This window comes from Caulobacter sp., assembly GCF_017744445.1.
Taxonomy (GTDB): Bacteria; Pseudomonadota; Alphaproteobacteria; order Caulobacterales; family Caulobacteraceae; genus Caulobacter.
Window position 1 is genome coordinate 528696 of the sequence record NZ_JAGIBH010000001.1, and the last position, 15643, is coordinate 544338.

The following is a 15643-nucleotide window of genomic DNA, read 5'->3' on the forward strand; positions in this document are numbered from 1 at the left end:
GGTCACGGGGACGCGCGGAGTTCAAGAGGTCCGGCCGATGTCGTCCAGGCGGAACGGAGTCGTCTGGTAGATCTGGTTGATCCAGTTGGAGAACAGCAGGTGAGCGTGGCCGCGCCAGCGGTTGCGCGGGGCGCGGCTGGCGTCGCCGCCGGGGAAGTAGTGGGCCGGCTGCGGGGTCGACGGGTCCTTGGCGCTGTCGCGGACATACTCGTCGCGCAGGGTCTCGCCGTCATATTCCAGGTGGTTGAACATGTGCAGCGAGCGGCGCTGGGCGTCCTCGATCAGGGATAGGCCGGCCTCGTCCGATTCCAGCAGCACCTTCAGGCCGGGCGCCTGGTCGACCGCCGCGCGGCTGACCTCGGTCCAGCGCGAGACCGGGATGTCGACCTCGTCGGCGAAGCCACGCAGATAGGCCGAGGTCGGCTCGACCAGGTGGTGGGCATAGACGCCCGAGCGCTTGGCCGGCAGCACCTGCTTGTCAACGCCGTGGAAGTGGCGCAGCGCGGCTTGCGCGCCCCAGCAGATGGTCAGGCAGCTGTGCACGTGGGCCTGACTCCAGTCGAAGATGCGGCGCAGCTCGTCCCAATAGGCGACCTCCTCGAAGGCCATGGTCTCGACCGGCGCGCCGGTGACGATGAAGCCGTCGAAGCGCTGGTCGCGCATCTCGTCCCACGACCGGTAGAAGGCGGCCATGTGTTCGGCCGGGGTGTTGCGCGGGGTGTGGCTGGCCAGCTGCATCAGAGAGAGCTCGACCTGCAGCGGCGTGGCGCCCAGGAGGCGCGCGAACTGGGTCTCGGTCTTGGGCTTGTCCGGCATCAGGTTCAGCAGGCCGATGCGCAGCGGACGGATGTCCTGGCGGGCGGCGTCGGTCTCGCGCATGACGACCACGCCCTCGGCTTCGAGGGTGGCGCGGGCAGGCAGTGAATCCGGAATCTTGATCGGCAAGGCTTCGCCCCTGGACTTCGACAACAATCGACGCGGGACGGAGGTGGAGATCACCCGTTTCGTTGCCGTCTCGGCCACATCCTCCTCGGAAGGAGCGCCACCTTGCCCGGGAAGGCAGGTTGGCGTTGGGCGCGGCCCAACTCTTGATGCAGACGCAGGACTAGCCGATGCGAAGCGCGGCTACAAGTCGGGGCAGGGCTCTTGCGACTATCGGACGCCGTAGCGGCATAGGAACGTCTCCACCGCGTCCTCGGCGATGGCCTTGATCGGCCGGCGGGGCTGGACATCGTCGCCGGCCGACAGGCCCAGCACCAGGGTCACGTGGTCCAGCATGCCCATCAGCTGGCCGGCGGCCCATGAGGCCTTGTCGACCTTCAGCTCGCCGGCCCGGACCAGGTCGTTGATCACCGCGATCGCCGCGCCGCCCAGCTCGTCGCGGGCGCTCTGCAGGAAATATTCGGCGACGTCCTCGAAGCGGCGGCGCTCGGCCGTGACCATGCGGAACATGGCGCGGGTGTCGGGGCGCGAGAAGAACAGGGCGTAGGCATTGGCCAGGGCCGTCAGCCGCGTGCGGGCGTCGCCCTTGGTGCGGACCGCCTCGCGGACCGGGGCGGCGATGCCGCTGACCGTCTCCATGACGATGGCCTTGAACAGGTCGGCCTTGCTGGGGAAGTAGGCGTACAGCGTGGCCGTCGAGACTCCCGCCGCACGGGCCACCACCTCCATGCCGGCATCGGCGTAACCCTGGCGAAGAAACAGGCTCCTGGCAGAGCCGAGGATTTCCTCGCGCTTGTGACCCGACCGCTTCAAACCCGCGCCGACAAGCATATGTGCACTCACACTGGATGGCTTCGATGCAATCTAGCCGCGAAAACGAGGGGTAAGCAAGGCTGACGTTAGAGGACTCTCGTTCGGCTTTCGGCTATGCAGCCCCGGCGCCGATTTCGTGCGCGGACAGATGGGATTTTCGGCGTGATCAAGGACGCGGAAGCCGCGCGCGAGCAGGAAGTGGCCGCCTGGTTCGAAGGCCGGGCCGAAAGCACGATCGAGACCTCGTGCGCGCGTGTGTTCCTGATCGGCGGCTCGGCCTTCAAGGTGAAGCGCCCGGTCGACTTCGGCTTCCTGGACTATTCGACGCTGGAGCTGCGCCGCTGGGCGCTGGAGCGCGAGCTGACCTTCAACCGCGCCGCCGCGCCTGACATCTATCGCGAGGTGCGCCGCCTGACGCGGACGGCCGACGGCGGCATCGAGTTCGACGGCGCGGGCGAGATCGTCGAGTACCTGCTGGAAATGCGCCGCTTCGACCAGAACGGCGTCCTGGCCACCCAGCCGTGGGCGATCGACGACGCGCTGGAGGATTCGCTGGGCCGCACGGTGGCCCGCTTCCACGCCGGCTCGAGCCTGCGTCCGCAAGGCGGCGGCGTGTCGGCGCTCGGTTACACGATCCGCTCGAACGCCAACCTGCTGCGCGGCCTGTCCTCGCGCCTGGGCAAGCAGGCGGTCGAGCGCCTGGTGCATGAGACCGACATCGCCCTGGAGCGTCTGGGTCCGCTGCTGGACGGCCGCGCCAAGGACGGCTTCGCTCGCCACTGCCATGGCGACCTGCATCTCGGAAACATCCTGATTGAGAACGGTCAGCCGATCTTGTTCGACTGCATCGAGTTCAACGACACCCTGTCGGACATCGACGTGCAGTACGACCTGGCCTTCCTGCTGATGGACCTGGACTTCCGCCGTCGCCGCGACGCCGCCGGCCGGGTGCTGAACGCCTATCTGGACGAGGCGTCCCGCACCTTCGGCGAAGGCCTGTGGACGGGTCTCGCCGCCCTGCCGCTGATGCTCAGCGTCCGCGCCGCCGTGCGCACCCACGTCTGGGCCTATACCGGCGACGACGAGGCCGCGCGGGCCTATCTGCAGACCGCCTTGGATCACCTGGCCCCCAAGCCGGTCAGCCTGGTGGCGGCCGGCGGCCTGTCGGGCTCGGGCAAGTCGACCTTCTCGCGCGTCTGCGCCCCCGGCCTGGGCTCGGCCCCCGGCGCGGTGGTGCTGCGCACCGACGAGATCCGCAAACGCCTGTGGGGCGTGCCCTCGCTGGAGCGCCTGCCGCGCGAGGCCTATACGCCGGAGATGAGCGCCAAGGTCTATGACCAGCTGTTCCATGACGCCGAGCTGTGCCTGAAGGCCCGCCGCTCGGTGGTGTTGGACGCGGTGTTCCTCAAGCCCGAGGAACGCGCCCGCGCCGAGGCTCTGGCCAAGAGCGCGGACGTCGGCTTCCTAGGCGTGTGGCTGGAGGCTCCGCCCGAGGTGCTGCGCCAGCGCGTCGCCGCCCGCGTCAACGACGCCTCGGACGCCGACGTGGCGGTGCTGGAGACGCAGTTGACCCGCGACGCCGGCGAGATCACCTGGCGCAAGGTGGATACGGTCAATGCGTTCGAGGACGAAGCCCGAGCGTTGGCGGAGACGATGGGGTAATGAAGATCCTCCCCCGCGATGCGGGGGAGGTGGCCCAGAGGGCCGGAGGGGGCTAACGCGGCGCGCGTCCAGCTCGCCCCCTCAGTCGCTTCGCGACAGCTCCCCCGTATCACGGGGGAGCATCTATCAAGCCGCCCCGCGCAACGCCCCCTCATCCGGCGGCTCCGGGTTCACCGCCCGGATGATCGCCGTGATCAGGTCCATCGGCTTGACCGGCTTGCCCAGGTGATCGTCGAAGCCCAGGCCCAGGAACCGTTCGCGGTCGCCGGCCATGGCCGAGGCGGTCAGGGCGATGACGGGCAGGGCGGGGTCGCCGGCGCGGCCGGCGCGGATGGCTTCCAGCGCGGTGATGCCGTCCATCACTGGCATGTTGATGTCCATCAGCACGCAGTCGTAGTGCTGCTGGGTCATGGCCTCGAGCGCTTCCTGGCCGTTCTCGACCACGGTCAGGGCCACGCCCGCCGGTTCCAGCATGGTGCGCACGACCAGCTGGTTGACGGCGTTGTCCTCGGCCATCAGCACCTGGATCTGGCCCAGGCTCTCGTCGTCGACCTGCGGTTCCGGTTCGGCCGGGGCCGGCGCGGACGCCAGCGGGGCGCGGACGCTGAGCACGAAGCAGGCGCCGCTCGGGGTGGGCTTCAGCACGAGGTCGCCGCCCAGCTGGCGGGCCAGCGAGCGCGAGATGGCCAGGCCCAGACCCGCCCCGCCATAGCCGCGCGAGATGGTCTCGTCGGCCTGGGTGAAGCTGTCGAACACGCGGTCGGCGGCCTCGGCCGGCACGCCGGGGCCGGTGTCGGAGACGGCGAAGCGGATGACCTGCTGATCGCCGTCATTTTCCGCGCTGACCGCCACCCGGACATGGCCCTGGGCGGTGAACTTGACGGCGTTGGAGACCAGGTTGGTCAGCACCTGACGGATCCGCAGCGGATCGGCGCGGACCCACTCGGGAACCTCGGTGTCGTAGCGGGCGAACAGCGACAGGCCCTTGGCCTCGGCCGCGTCGCGCCAGGCGTCGACCACGTCCGAGACGATGGCGCGCGGTTCGACGATCTCGGGGGCCAGCTCAACCTTGCCGGCCTCGACGCGCGACAGGTCCAGCACGTCGTTGAGCAGCTGCATCAGGCTGTCGCCCGACTTGATCATCAGCTCGACCTGCTGGCGCTGGGCGGCGGTCAGTTTCGAACGCCCCAGAGCGTGGGCCATGCCTAGCAGGCCGTTCATCGGCGTGCGCAGCTCGTGGCTGGTGACGGCGATGAAGGTCGACTTGGCGCGGGCGGCTTCCAGGGCGCGCTCGCGCTCGTCGCGCAGGCCGCGGGTCAGCTGGTCCATGCGGCGGGCGGCGGCGCGGTTGCGCAGGGCGACATTGATGGTGATGCCGATCAGCAGCACCAGCGACCAGCGCATGGCGTGGGTCGCCGGGTCGCCGCCGGGCATGAACAGGAACGGGAAGGCGAGCAGGCTGACGATCGGCGCCACGCCGCTCAGGATCAGCAGGGCCAGCGGCTGGTGGCGGTACTGCTGCATGAACACCAGCTGGCCGCACCAGATGGCGACGGCGGCGATCTTCAGGTGAGCGGGACCGTGCAGCCAGAGCAGGGCCGCCAGCGCCGCCCAGCTGCCGTTGACCGGAATGGCGGCGAACATGAAGGCGGCGCGATCGGTGCGGCTGCCCGGACGTCCCTTGCCGAAGTTGCGGGTGGCCAGGGCCGCCAGACCCTCGGCGACCAGGAAGCTCAGAAGCCAGGCGAAAGCGGTGCGATAGCCCAGACCGACGCCGATGACGCCCGCCGCCAGACAACCGGAAATAATGCGCGAAGGACCCAGCCGCCGAATGTCGGCCGCGACCTCGTCCAGTCGCTCATCTGCTAAGGTATCGGCCCACCAGCCCAAGGACTCGCCTCTTTGGACGACGACGATTTGTTCGCCTACGTTGCGACTATCCCCCGCCGGCAACCAAGAGTCTCCTTAACACGCGTGCGACCGATCAGCGCGTGCGTCGACTAGGCGACCGATCACTTTTCGTCGATTTCCCTTGTGAAGCGGCCCCGCGTTGCGTGTTGCGTCTGCCCCCGATAGCCTCGCCTGAACAACGATAAGCAACCGAGAGAGAGCGGGAGTCGATGCAGGGGCTGATGCAGCATGGGGCGCTGACCCTCGACAAGATCATCGACCACGCCGCCAAATGGCACGGCAATCGTGAAGTGGTCAGCCGCTCGGTCGAGGGCGCGATCGTGCGCACGACCTACGGCCAGATCCACGACCGGGCCAAGCGCGTCTCCAACGCCCTGCTGGCCATGGGGATCAAGCCGGGCGACCGCGTCGGCACCCTGGCCTGGAACACCGGCCGCCACATGGAAGCCTGGTACGGCATCATGGGCATCGGCGCTGTCTGCCACACCCTGAACCCACGCCTGTTTCCCGAGCAGATCGCCTGGATCGCCGACCACGCCGGCGACCGCGCCATCTTCGTTGATTTGACCTTCCTGCCGATCCTGCAGGCGGTGCTGCCGCGCCTGCCGCATGTGGAGCACGTGATCGTCTTCACCGATCGCGCCCACATGCCCGCCGAGTTCCCGCTGGCGGCCGAGGCCCCGCACTTCAAGGGCTTGCTCTGCTACGAAGACCTGGTGGCCGAGCAGTCTGCCGACTGCGCCTGGGGCGGCTTCGACGAGGGCACGGCCGCCGGCCTGTGCTACACCTCGGGCACGACGGGGGACCCCAAGGGCGTGCTGTATTCGCACCGCTCGAACTTCCTGCACACCTTCATCACCCTGCAGCCCGACGTGATGGGCCTGTCGCAGAAGGACACCATCCTGCCGGTGGTGCCGATGTTCCACGCCAACGCCTGGGGCGTGGCGTTCTCGGCCCCCGGCACGGGCGCCAAGATGGTGATGCCGGGCGCCAAGATGGACGGCGCCTCGATCTTCGAACTGCTGGACACCGAGGGCGTGACCTTCTCGGCCGCCGTGCCCACCGTCTGGCAGATGCTGCTGCAGCACCTGGAGGCCACGGGCGCCAAGCTGCCGGTGCTCAAGAAGGTGGTGATCGGCGGGGCGGCCTGTCCCGAGAGCATCATCCGCGCCTTCCAGGAGAAGTACGATGTCGAGGTGGTCCACGCCTGGGGCATGACCGAGACCTCGCCGGTCGGGACGCTGTCGGTCATGACTGACGAGTTGTCGAAGCTGCCCTACGACCAGCAGATGCCATATCGCCTCAAGCAGGGCCGGCCGCCGCTGGGCGTCGAGATCTGCCTGCGCGACGACGAGGGCAATCCGCTGCCGCACGACGGCAAGGCCTTCGGCCACCTGAAGATCCGCGGGCCGATCATCGCCGCCGAATACTTCCGGGGCGCCGGCGGCAAGATCCTGGATGACGAGGGCTTCTTCGACACCGGCGACGTGGCCACGATCGACGACCACGGCTTCATGCAGATCACCGACCGCGCCAAGGACGTCATCAAGTCCGGCGGCGAGTGGATCAGCACGATCGAGATCGAGAACATCGCCGTCGGCCATCCCAAGGCGGCCCTCGCGGCGGTGGTCGGCGCGGCGCACCCCAAGTGGGACGAGCGGCCGGTGCTGCTGGTGAAACTCAAGGAAGGCGAGACCGCCACCAAGCAGGAGTTCATCGACTTCCTGCACGGCAAGATCGCCAAGTGGTGGATGCCCGACGACGTGCTGTTTGTCGACGACATCCCGCTGGGCGCGACCGGCAAGATCGACAAGAAAGTGATCCGCAAGCGCCTGGCCGACGAGGGCTATGAGCTGCCGGCGACGCCGCTGCAGCCTTCGCCGCCGGCCCCGACCCTGGCGGCCGCCGACGGTTCGCAGGCGGCGGTGATCTACGCGCCCGAGCCGGTGGAAGAGGTCGCGGCCGAGACCGTCCTGGCCGAGCCGGAGCCCGAACCCGAAGCGCCGCCGCCAGAACCGGAAGTCGTGGCTCACGTGGAGCCCGAACCCGAGACCGTCTCGGCCACCGACGCGATCATCGCCGAGGCCACCGCGATCGCCGCCGCCGAGGCGGTGGCCGAAGCCGAGCCGAAGCCCGAGCCCAGGGCCGAGGCCGCGCCGGTGAAGGCGCCGCCGCCCGAGCCCGCGCCGGAAGCGCCTCTGCGCCTGCATGAGCCGAAGCCCAGCCCGGTCCTGGCCGACGCCGGCGAGGCCCTGCCGTTCGCCATGCCGATCACGCCGGGCAAGCGGAGCAAGGCGGCCAAGAAGACCGAAGAGAAAAAGGCGTCCGGCAAGCCGCCGGCCTGGGCTTCGTTCTATCTGGATCTGGCCCTGCTGGTCGCCCTGGCCCCGGCCATCTTGGCCGGCGGCGGCGCCCTGGGCGTCAAGCTGGGCATGATCCCGCTGCCGCTGGGCTACACCGCCATGACCCTGGACTGGGCCCCGCGCCTGGCCTTCGTCAGCGTCGCCACGGGCCTGCTGGGCCTGGTCATCGCCTTGATCGCCGGCTTCAAGCGTCTGGGCCGCGCGGCGATCCTGGCCCTGGTCACCACGGCCGTCACCTTCGGGGTGATGTTCGCGGCCAAGGCGCTGGTGGGCCAGTCGCCGCCGATCCACGACGTTTCGACCGACTGGAAGACGCCGCTGGGCTTCTCCGACGCGGCCATGGCCGCGCGCGGCGGCTCGGCCGAGATCGTGGACGACGATCCGTCCCTGCCGGTGGGCTCGGCCGCCTATGCCGGCCGCCGCCTGGCCGAGATCAACGCCGAGACCTGTCCCGTCGCCCGCCCATTGGTCAGCGAGCGCGCGCCTGGCGACGTCTACGAGGCGATCAAGGCCGCGGTCATGGCAAAGGGCATGACCCTGGTCACCGACGACCCGGTGGATGGCCGCCTGGAAGCCACGGCCCGCAGCTTCTGGTACGGCCTGACCGACGACGTCGTGGTGCGTGTGCGCCCCGACGCCCAAGGCTCGCGCCTCGACCTGCGCTCGATCGGCCGCGACGCCGGTCCGGACCAGGGCCGCAACTGCGCCCGCATCGGCGAGCTGATCACGGCGGTGAAGGGTCAGTGAGGCGCGGCGCTATTTCAACGGCAGGAACAGTTCGCACACCACCTCATGCACCGGCCTGTCGGGGAAGAGCGTGAAGTGCCGCTGGGCGTAGATCGGGAAGTCCCGCGCCTCCTCGCCGCTGGCCGGCAGCCATTCGCGGTAGAGATAGAGCGCGGCGGGCTCCAGGTTGTGGGTGTTCTGGGCCACCCGCAGCACCGCGCAACGGCCGCCGGGGATCTGGCCGACCTTCATGTCCGGGTCGTCTGGCGCCACCGACATGTCCGTGCCGATACAGAGGTCCATGGCGTATTCGGCGGGGTTCTCAGGCGTCCGCTCTGAGCGGAAGATGTTGAAGGTCGGGTTCTTGTCGGGCGTCAGGCCGGCGGCCTTTCGCCAGGCGATGAAGCGCTCGATCGTGGCCGGCAGCGTGGCGCGGTCGCCGCGGTGTTCCATGATCGCCACAGGCGTGGCGGCCGCGTCGCGAATGATCACGTCTTCGGCTTCGTAGGTAATGTGCATCAGCTTGCTCCTGGCGTTGTCCAAGGGCCCGAAGGCCGCAAGCCACGGCGCCCAGTCGGGCGATTTGCGAAACGACGAAGGCGACTGCTTGAACCGCTGCCGGAAGGCCCGCGCGAAGGCGTCCGGGGCGTCGTAGCCGGCCTCCAGCGCGATCTGCGTGACGCTTTGAGCGCCCGTATTGGCCAGCCGATGCGACGCGCGCTTCAGCCGGGCCAGCTGGACGTAGCGGTGCACGGACACCCCGAAGGTGGCCATGAACTGCCGGTGGAAATGGAACTTGGAGAAGGCGGCCACACGGGCCAGCGCCTCCAGGTCCAGATCGCCGTCCAGATGCTGGTCGACATGCTCCAGCACCCTCTGCATCCGGGCGTTATAGGTCTCGAGATAGGTCTTGGGCGCCGCCTTCATCGTCTCCCGCTTCTTCCGTGGCGGCGTCAGTTACGCGCTGACGGCTGGAGCCTTCTCGACCGATCTTGCGGTTCTGCGCTCAGGCCAGCCGGTATTCGGCGTCCAGGCCATCGCCGGTCGCCGCGACGCGTCCCTCGCGGACCAGCTGCAGCATGTGGGCCAGCACCGAGTGGGCGGCGGCCGGATGCAGGCGAGGGTCCACGGCGGCGTAAAGGCTGGGAACCATGGCCTTGATGGTGGTGAAACCGGCGGCCAGGGCCTCGACGATCTGGGCCTCGCGGGCCCGGCGGTGGGCGACATAGGCGTCGATGAACGGCCCGACCTCGCGCACCGGCGCGCCGTGGGTGGGCCACAGGGTCTGGAAGCCGCGCGCCTTCACCTTTTCCAGGCTGGCGAAATAGTCGCCCATGTCGCCGTCGGGCGGGGTGATGACCGTGGTCGACCAGCCCATGATGTGGTCACCGGAGAACAGGGCGTTCTCTTCCTTCAGCGCGAAGCACACATGGTTGGAGGTGTGGCCCGGCGTGGTGATCGCCTCCAGCGTCCAGCCAGGACCGGACAGCACGTCGCCGTCGGCCAGGATCACGTCGGGACGGAAGCGGTCGTCGCCGCCTTCCTCCAGGGCCGGAGCATCGCTGGCGTGCGGGGCAGGGGCGGGCAGGCCATAGACCTTGGCCCCGAAGGCCTGGGCCAGCGGATGGGCGAGGGGCGAGTGGTCCAGGTGGTGATGGGTGACCAGCACATGGGTGACGCGCTCGCCGGCCAAAACGGCCTTCAGCGCTTCGAAATGCTCTTCCTGGTCGGGACCGGGGTCGATCACCGCCACCTCGCCCTGGCCGATGATGTAGACGCCGGTGCCGGTATAGGTGAACGGCCCTGGATTGCGGGCGATGACCCGCCGGATCCGCGGCGAGACCTCGTCGCAGCGGCCGTATTCGAATTCCAGCTCGCGAACGAAGGGAATCATCGGGAGCGTCTCCAAAAAGGCGCGGACCGGGGCGGCGCCAGTCTTGCGCTTTTACCCTCCAGTAACCTTCGGAGGACGGGCCATGGCGGCGGACGCGGCGATTTTTGTCTCAAAACGGCTCCAGCGCGCGGCCTTCGCCATCGTGTGTATCATCATGGCTCAGTTCGTCCTGGCCAGCTGCCAGGCCGAACCGACCCCGATGGTGGCCCGCGAGTCGGCCGCCTTCTAGAATCCTTCTGCCTAAGAAGGCAGCACGCCCGACAGGTCATAGCCCGCTTGGAGGCCCTGGGTGACCAGGGTCTGGCGGTCCTCGCCCGCCAGCGCCTGGCCGATCGACCAGGTGACGATCGAGCGCGTGCCCGAGCGGCAGAATGCCAGCACCGGCCCGTCGGCCGCCTCGACCGCCGCGCGCACCGCGTCGACCTGCTCCTGGGTGGGGCCGCCGCGCACCGGCACATGCAGATAGTCCAGGCCCGCCGCGCGGGCCGCCGCCTCGATGACCGCGCTCGAAGGCTGGCTGGGATCCTCGCCGTCGGGGCGGTTGTTGATCACGAGCACGAATCCTTCGGTCGCGGCGCGGGCCATATCGGCCTCCGTCACCTGCGGGCTGACGGACAGGGATTCGGTGACTCGTCGGAAATCGCTCATCGGTTCGCCGCAACTGGAAGGCGCGACGCAATTTCGCCGCTCCGCATTGTCGCGACCTGCGGGCGCCTAGGCAATGGTCACCGCCGCCTCCAAGCGTGCACTTGGAATGACCATGCGTAGGGAGAACATGCCGCGAGGGCGGGGTTCATTAAAAGAATTTTATCTAGAACCGGTCGGTCGCGAGGATGATTTGTTGCCTGTCAATTGCCGAGGGCAAGATTGTCGCAAAAAATTCTTCGAAACGCGTTGCGCGATACCGGCGGTCTTCGAGGTCGAAATAACCTCGTCAAAACAAGACAATGATCAACTCATGCCCGACCATTTTATAGTCAAGGTATCCCTATTGATCGCCGGTTTGCCGAATGGTGGCGGGGCTGTGGCGATTTTGCGACAGGGGCTGTCGATGTGGATTACAGTTCTGCAATGACAATTGACCCTCGGCCGTAGCGGCCCCTAACGTCGCCGCAACCGGGGAAATGTTTCCGGGACACCAGTGATCTCGTGGCGTGAACTACGCGGATTTCCGCTCCAGTTCGGACAAAGTTTCTAGAGGGGGACTCGTCCGATCTGCCGCTCTCGCCATGCTCAGAGGGGATTTGAACAGCATGCTTTCCACCAAAGGTAGCGCCCGCGCGCGTCTACTGACGACGACGCTGCTCGCCGGTCTGGCGACCGTCGCCACGCCGGTTGCGATCGCGACCGTCGCGGCCATGGCGCCCACGATCGCCAGCGCTCAGGACTACAGCTCGGGCTCGCTCGTCGGCACCGTGCGCGACACTTCCGGCGCTCCGGTCGCCGGCGCCACCGTCGCCGTGAAGTCGCTGGACCAGGGCTTCACCCGCTCGGTCACGACCAACGACGAGGGCCAGTTCCGCGTTCCCCTGATCCCGATCGGCGGCTACTCGGTCGCGATCAACAAGGACGGCTTCCAACCGACCAACGACGGCAACGTCCGCGTCGGCCTGGGTGGTTCGACCGCCTATACCTTCACCCTGGCCGGCGCCAGCGAGCAGGTCAGCGAAGTGGTGATCACCGCCACCGCCAACCCGCAGCTCGACTTCGCCGCGACGACCAAGGGTCTGACCGTCGACATCGAAACCCTGACCAAGCAAGCGCCGATCGGCCGCTCGCTGACGGCCGTTGTCCAGCTGGCTCCGGGCGTCGTCACCGGCAGCTCGTCGCGCGTCACCACGGCCCCGTCGGCCGCCAACTTCGGCGGTCAACCGTCGGTCGGCGGCGGCTCGGTCGCTGAAAACGCCTTCTACGTGAACGGCCTGAACATCACGAACTTCGACACGTACATCGGCGCCGCCGAAGTGCCGTTCGACTTCTACAAGTCGATCGAAGTGAAGACCGGCGGCTATCCCGCCGAGTTCGGTCGCGCCACCGGCGGCGTCATCAACGCCGTCACGAAGTCGGGTTCGAACACCTTCCGCTTCGGCGTCCATGGCAACTACGAAGCCGACGCCTGGCGCCAGGACTCGCCGGACACCTACATCATCGCCAACCACCGTTCGAAGCGCACTGACAAGAGCGCCACGTTCGAAGTCAGCGGTCCGATCATCGAGGACCACCTGTTCTTCTACGTGATGAACCAGCAGCGCGATCTGACGACGGCGCAAGCCCAGAAGACGACCGGCCAGTACGTCGTCGACAAGTCGAACGACCCGTTCTGGGGCGCCAAGATCGACGGCTACATCACCGACAAGCAGCGCGTCGAACTGACCTATTTCGACACCCAGAAGACCATCAACCGTTCGGCCTTCGGCTACACGGCGGCGACCGACACCATCGGCGCGGCCCTGCCGTCGACCGTCTACCGTCAGGGCGGCGTGAACTACGTGGCTCGCTATACGGGCACGTTCACCGACTGGTTCACCCTGTCGGCCGCCTACGGCAAGAACCGCGACTCCAACAGCGTGCTGCCAGGCAACACCGTTGACCCGCTGGTCACCAGCGACGTCGACGGCCAGGCCACGACGACGATCTCGAACCAGAAGCAAGCCACGATCGAAACCCGCAAGACGCTGCGTGAATTCTATCGCATCGACGGCGACCTGTACTTCGACTTCCTGGGCAAGCACCACGTCCGTGGCGGCTTCGACCACGAAAAGACGACCCTGAACCACGCCTCGATCAACACCGGTCCGGGCGCCACGGGTATCGCCTACGTCTATCACCGTCCGAAGTTCGACGCGACCAACCCGACCGCTCGTGACGCCAACGGCGTGCTGGGCGGTGTGAACTATGTCGAAGTGCAGACGAACCGCTTCGGCGGCGCGCCGGTGCACGGCGTCAACGAAGCCTGGTACATCCAGGACGCCTGGGACATCACCCCGGACCTGAGCCTGCAGCTGGGCATCCGCAACGACAAGTTCACCCTGGACAACCTGCTGGGCGAACAGGTCCTGAACCTGAAGAACAACTGGGGCCCGCGCGTTGGCGTGACCTGGGATCCGGTCGGCGAAGGCAAGGACAAGATCTCGTTCTCGTTCGGCCGCTACTATATCCCGCCGGCGTCGAACCTCAGCTACCGCGGCGCCGACCTGGGCTACAGCGCGTTCTTCTACGCGCCGGGCTATGTCAACGGCACCACGAACGGCCCGGACTTCGTGAAGGGCGCCAACCAGGCCCCGACCGCCCTGGGCACGCAGATCACCACCACGACCAACCCGGGCCTCCCGGCTGGTACGCTGACGGTCTGTCCGTCGTCGGTCGTCGCCGGTTCGCCGAACGTGATCGGTTGTACGGTGTCCTACGGCCTCGGCGTCGCCGAGCCGGCCTACTCGAAGGCCGCTCAAGGCATCAAGGCTTCGCAAGAAGACGAATTCACGATCGGCTACGAGCGTCAGTTCAACCAACTGTGGAAGGGCGGCGTCAACCTGACGTACCGCAAGCTGAACCGCATTTCGGAAGACACCACCCTCGACCCGTTCGTCGTGAAGTGGTGTAACGCCCACGTCGCTGGCGCGACGCTGGCCGCCTGCGAGAACATCTTCAACAACTCGTGGCAGTACATCGTCTTCAACCCGGGTGAAGACCTGACGATCAAGCTGCGTCAGCCGAACGCCCTGGTGCACGACGCCGCGACGATCGCCGCCGCCGCCGCCCTGCCGAAGGAACTGACCTTCACCGCTCAAGAGCTGGGCTTCCCCAAGCCGAAGCGTGAGTACATCGCTCTGGAGTTCACCTTCGAGCGCGCTTTCGACGGCAAGTGGGGCCTGCAAGGCTCGTACACCCTGTCGGAAAGCAAGGGTAACTACGAAGGCACCGTTCTGTCGGACAACAACCAGGCCGACGCCGGTTCGACCGTGCTGTATGACTTCGTCGGTCTGACCGACTACCAGCAAGGTCTGCTGCCGAACCACCACGCCCACCAGTTCAAGGTGTTCGGCACCTACGCCCTCACCGACAACCTGATGTTCGGCGCCAACGCGTCGGTCATCTCGCCGAAGCACCAGGGCTGCCTGGGTCGTCACCCGACCGACGGTAACTCGGCCGGTTACGGCGCCGCTTCGCGCTGGTGCAAGACCTTCAGCGACACGGGCGCCCTGCTGGCCCCGAGCGCTCCGGTTCCGCGCGGTTCGGCTCAGGAAACCGATTGGCAGACGACCCTCGATCTGTCGGTCCGTTACACCGTGCCGGAAAAGATCATGGCTCTGGGTGGCAACCTGGTCCTGCGCGCCGACGTCTTCAACGTGTTCAACTCGGACGCCATCACGTCCTACGAAGAGCGCCGCGAAACGACCGGTGGCGGCTACTCGGCCAACTACCGCAAGCCGATCGCCTACCAAGAGCCGCGCTACGTGCGCGTGGGCTTCGACCTGGAATTCTAATTCCCGGTCGGGACCTGACGGTTCTGAGAATGGCGGCGGGCTCCGAAAGGAGCCCGCCGTTTTCTTTTGTGCGCTTGGTCTGGGCGCCTGAGGGGCGGCCGTTGACAAGGGGCGGCCGGCAGCGGCCATCCTGGCGGTGACGGAGGTTCGACCATGGCGGCGACATCGCGACGCTCCGCTGATGCCCTGGGACTGGCGGGCGACGGCGACGACCTGGACCTGATCACGACGATCGAAGATTCGTTCGGGCTGCGCTTCGGCGACGAGACCGCCCAATGGACAACCGTGGGAGAGCTCCATGAGGCGTTGGTCGGCCAGATCGCGCCGACGGCTGCCGCGGGACGTTGCGCGACCTCCATGGCCTTCTATCGGCTCCGCGCGGCGCTGACGCGGCTGGCGACCCCCGCGAGCCCCATAACGCCCCGGACGCGGCTGGAGGGCTTGGCCCGAATAACGCCCAATCGCCTGCTGGCCGCGCTGAGGCGCGAGCTGGGCGTGGACATGCCTTCAGCCTCGCTTTCGGCCCGGGGAGAGGTAGGGCTTCTGCTGCTGCTGGCGGGTCTCGCGGCGGTTCCCCTGGCCATCGCCGTTCATCCGCTTTGGCCCAGCCTCGCGCTGTTGCCCGTGGGATGGGTCATGGTCCGCCATGATCCGGGATGGTTCGGAGAGATGTCGGTCGGCGATCTTGCCCGTGTCGTCGCCCTTCGAAACTTCAACCACTTCGCGGCGTTGGGCGCGGACAGTCGCCCGGACGCGGTCTGGCGGACCCTGTGCGCCCTGATCGAGGAGGAGACGGGCCGAGCGGCCAAGTCGATCCGTCCGGACACTCGGTTCTACTGACCAGCGCC

12 protein-coding genes and 1 riboswitch are annotated in these 15643 nt (G+C 67.6%); of the genes, 6 read left to right on the forward strand and 6 right to left on the reverse strand.

Annotation, left to right across the window (positions count from 1 at the left end):
• Positions 1-21: 21 nt before the first annotated feature.
• Entirely contained in the window at positions 22-945 is a 924-nt protein-coding gene (metA, locus tag J7528_RS02630) for a homoserine O-succinyltransferase (protein WP_291871025.1), read from the reverse strand.
• Between the two features lie 48 nt (positions 946-993).
• Positions 994-1100, reverse strand: a riboswitch (SAM-I-IV-variant riboswitch).
• A 52-nt stretch (positions 1101-1152) separates the two neighbouring features.
• Complete coding sequence (locus J7528_RS02635) at positions 1153-1773, reverse strand: TetR/AcrR family transcriptional regulator (RefSeq protein WP_291871027.1); 621 nt, start codon at positions 1771-1773, stop codon at positions 1153-1155.
• Positions 1774-1917: 144 nt separating this feature from the next.
• Here J7528_RS02635 and J7528_RS02640 point away from each other — a divergent pair, with 144 nt between their 5' ends.
• Positions 1918-3417, forward strand: coding sequence for a bifunctional aminoglycoside phosphotransferase/ATP-binding protein (locus tag J7528_RS02640; RefSeq protein WP_291871029.1), 1500 nt, complete (start codon positions 1918-1920; stop codon positions 3415-3417).
• Positions 3418-3543: 126 nt separating this feature from the next.
• On the opposite strand, the gene J7528_RS02645 is transcribed toward J7528_RS02640, so the two are convergent.
• Entirely contained in the window at positions 3544-5307 is a 1764-nt protein-coding gene (locus J7528_RS02645) for an ATP-binding protein (RefSeq protein ID WP_291871031.1), read from the reverse strand.
• Positions 5308-5537: 230 nt separating this feature from the next.
• Between J7528_RS02645 and J7528_RS02650 the strand changes: the two genes are divergently transcribed.
• Positions 5538-8438 carry a long-chain-fatty-acid--CoA ligase gene (locus tag J7528_RS02650; protein ID WP_291871033.1) on the forward strand — a complete coding sequence of 967 codons (2901 nt, stop codon included), beginning with the start codon at positions 5538-5540 and terminating at the stop codon, positions 8436-8438.
• 9 nt (positions 8439-8447) lie between these two features.
• Here the strand turns inward: J7528_RS02650 and J7528_RS02655 are convergent, their stop codons facing one another.
• Positions 8448-9344 carry an AraC family transcriptional regulator gene (locus tag J7528_RS02655; RefSeq protein ID WP_291871035.1) on the reverse strand — a complete coding sequence of 299 codons (897 nt, stop codon included), beginning with the start codon at positions 9342-9344 and terminating at the stop codon, positions 8448-8450.
• A 79-nt stretch (positions 9345-9423) separates the two neighbouring features.
• The gene (locus J7528_RS02660) at positions 9424-10311 is read right to left on the reverse strand and encodes an MBL fold metallo-hydrolase (protein WP_291871037.1); all 888 of its coding nucleotides are present in this window, start codon (positions 10309-10311) and stop codon (positions 9424-9426) included.
• A gap of 82 nt (positions 10312-10393) precedes the next feature.
• Between J7528_RS02660 and J7528_RS02665 the strand changes: the two genes are divergently transcribed.
• The gene (locus tag J7528_RS02665; RefSeq protein WP_291871038.1) at positions 10394-10540 is read left to right on the forward strand and encodes a hypothetical protein; all 147 of its coding nucleotides are present in this window, start codon (positions 10394-10396) and stop codon (positions 10538-10540) included.
• 11 nt (positions 10541-10551) lie between these two features.
• Here the strand turns inward: J7528_RS02665 and J7528_RS02670 are convergent, their stop codons facing one another.
• Entirely contained in the window at positions 10552-10959 is a 408-nt protein-coding gene (locus J7528_RS02670) for a TIGR01244 family sulfur transferase (protein ID WP_291871040.1), read from the reverse strand.
• Between the two features lie 73 nt (positions 10960-11032).
• Between J7528_RS02670 and J7528_RS02675 the strand changes: the two genes are divergently transcribed.
• From J7528_RS02675 to J7528_RS02685, 3 genes are all read left to right on the forward strand, one after another.
• Positions 11033-11386 (forward strand): hypothetical protein, encoded by a 354-nt coding sequence (locus J7528_RS02675; RefSeq protein WP_291871042.1) that lies wholly within the window; start codon positions 11033-11035, stop codon positions 11384-11386.
• 178 nt (positions 11387-11564) lie between these two features.
• Positions 11565-14795: a TonB-dependent receptor gene (locus tag J7528_RS02680; RefSeq protein ID WP_291871044.1), complete on the forward strand. Its 3231-nt coding sequence runs from the start codon at positions 11565-11567 to the stop codon at positions 14793-14795.
• A 153-nt stretch (positions 14796-14948) separates the two neighbouring features.
• A complete protein-coding gene (locus tag J7528_RS02685; protein WP_291871046.1) occupies positions 14949-15635 on the forward strand; it encodes a hypothetical protein in 687 nt (228 codons plus the stop codon).
• The last annotated feature ends 8 nt before the right edge of the window (positions 15636-15643 follow it).

Bases quoted from the DNA above. Each gene is read 5' to 3' on its own strand.
- J7528_RS02665 (WP_291871038.1), top strand. From the start codon at position 10,394: ATGGCGGCGGACGCGGCGATTTTTGTCTCAAAACGGCTCCAGCGCGCG.
- J7528_RS02670 (WP_291871040.1), bottom strand. From the start codon at position 10,959: ATGAGCGATTTCCGACGAGTCACCGAATCCCTGTCCGTCAGCCCGCAG.
- J7528_RS02685 (WP_291871046.1), top strand. From the start codon at position 14,949: ATGGCGGCGACATCGCGACGCTCCGCTGATGCCCTGGGACTGGCGGGC.
- J7528_RS02655 (WP_291871035.1), bottom strand. From the start codon at position 9,344: ATGAAGGCGGCGCCCAAGACCTATCTCGAGACCTATAACGCCCGGATG.
- J7528_RS02675 (WP_291871042.1), top strand. From the start codon at position 11,033: ATGGTCACCGCCGCCTCCAAGCGTGCACTTGGAATGACCATGCGTAGG.
- J7528_RS02680 (WP_291871044.1), top strand. From the start codon at position 11,565: ATGCTTTCCACCAAAGGTAGCGCCCGCGCGCGTCTACTGACGACGACG.
- J7528_RS02660 (WP_291871037.1), bottom strand. From the start codon at position 10,311: ATGATTCCCTTCGTTCGCGAGCTGGAATTCGAATACGGCCGCTGCGAC.
- J7528_RS02650 (WP_291871033.1), top strand. From the start codon at position 5,538: ATGCAGGGGCTGATGCAGCATGGGGCGCTGACCCTCGACAAGATCATC.
- J7528_RS02635 (WP_291871027.1), bottom strand. From the start codon at position 1,773: ATGCTTGTCGGCGCGGGTTTGAAGCGGTCGGGTCACAAGCGCGAGGAA.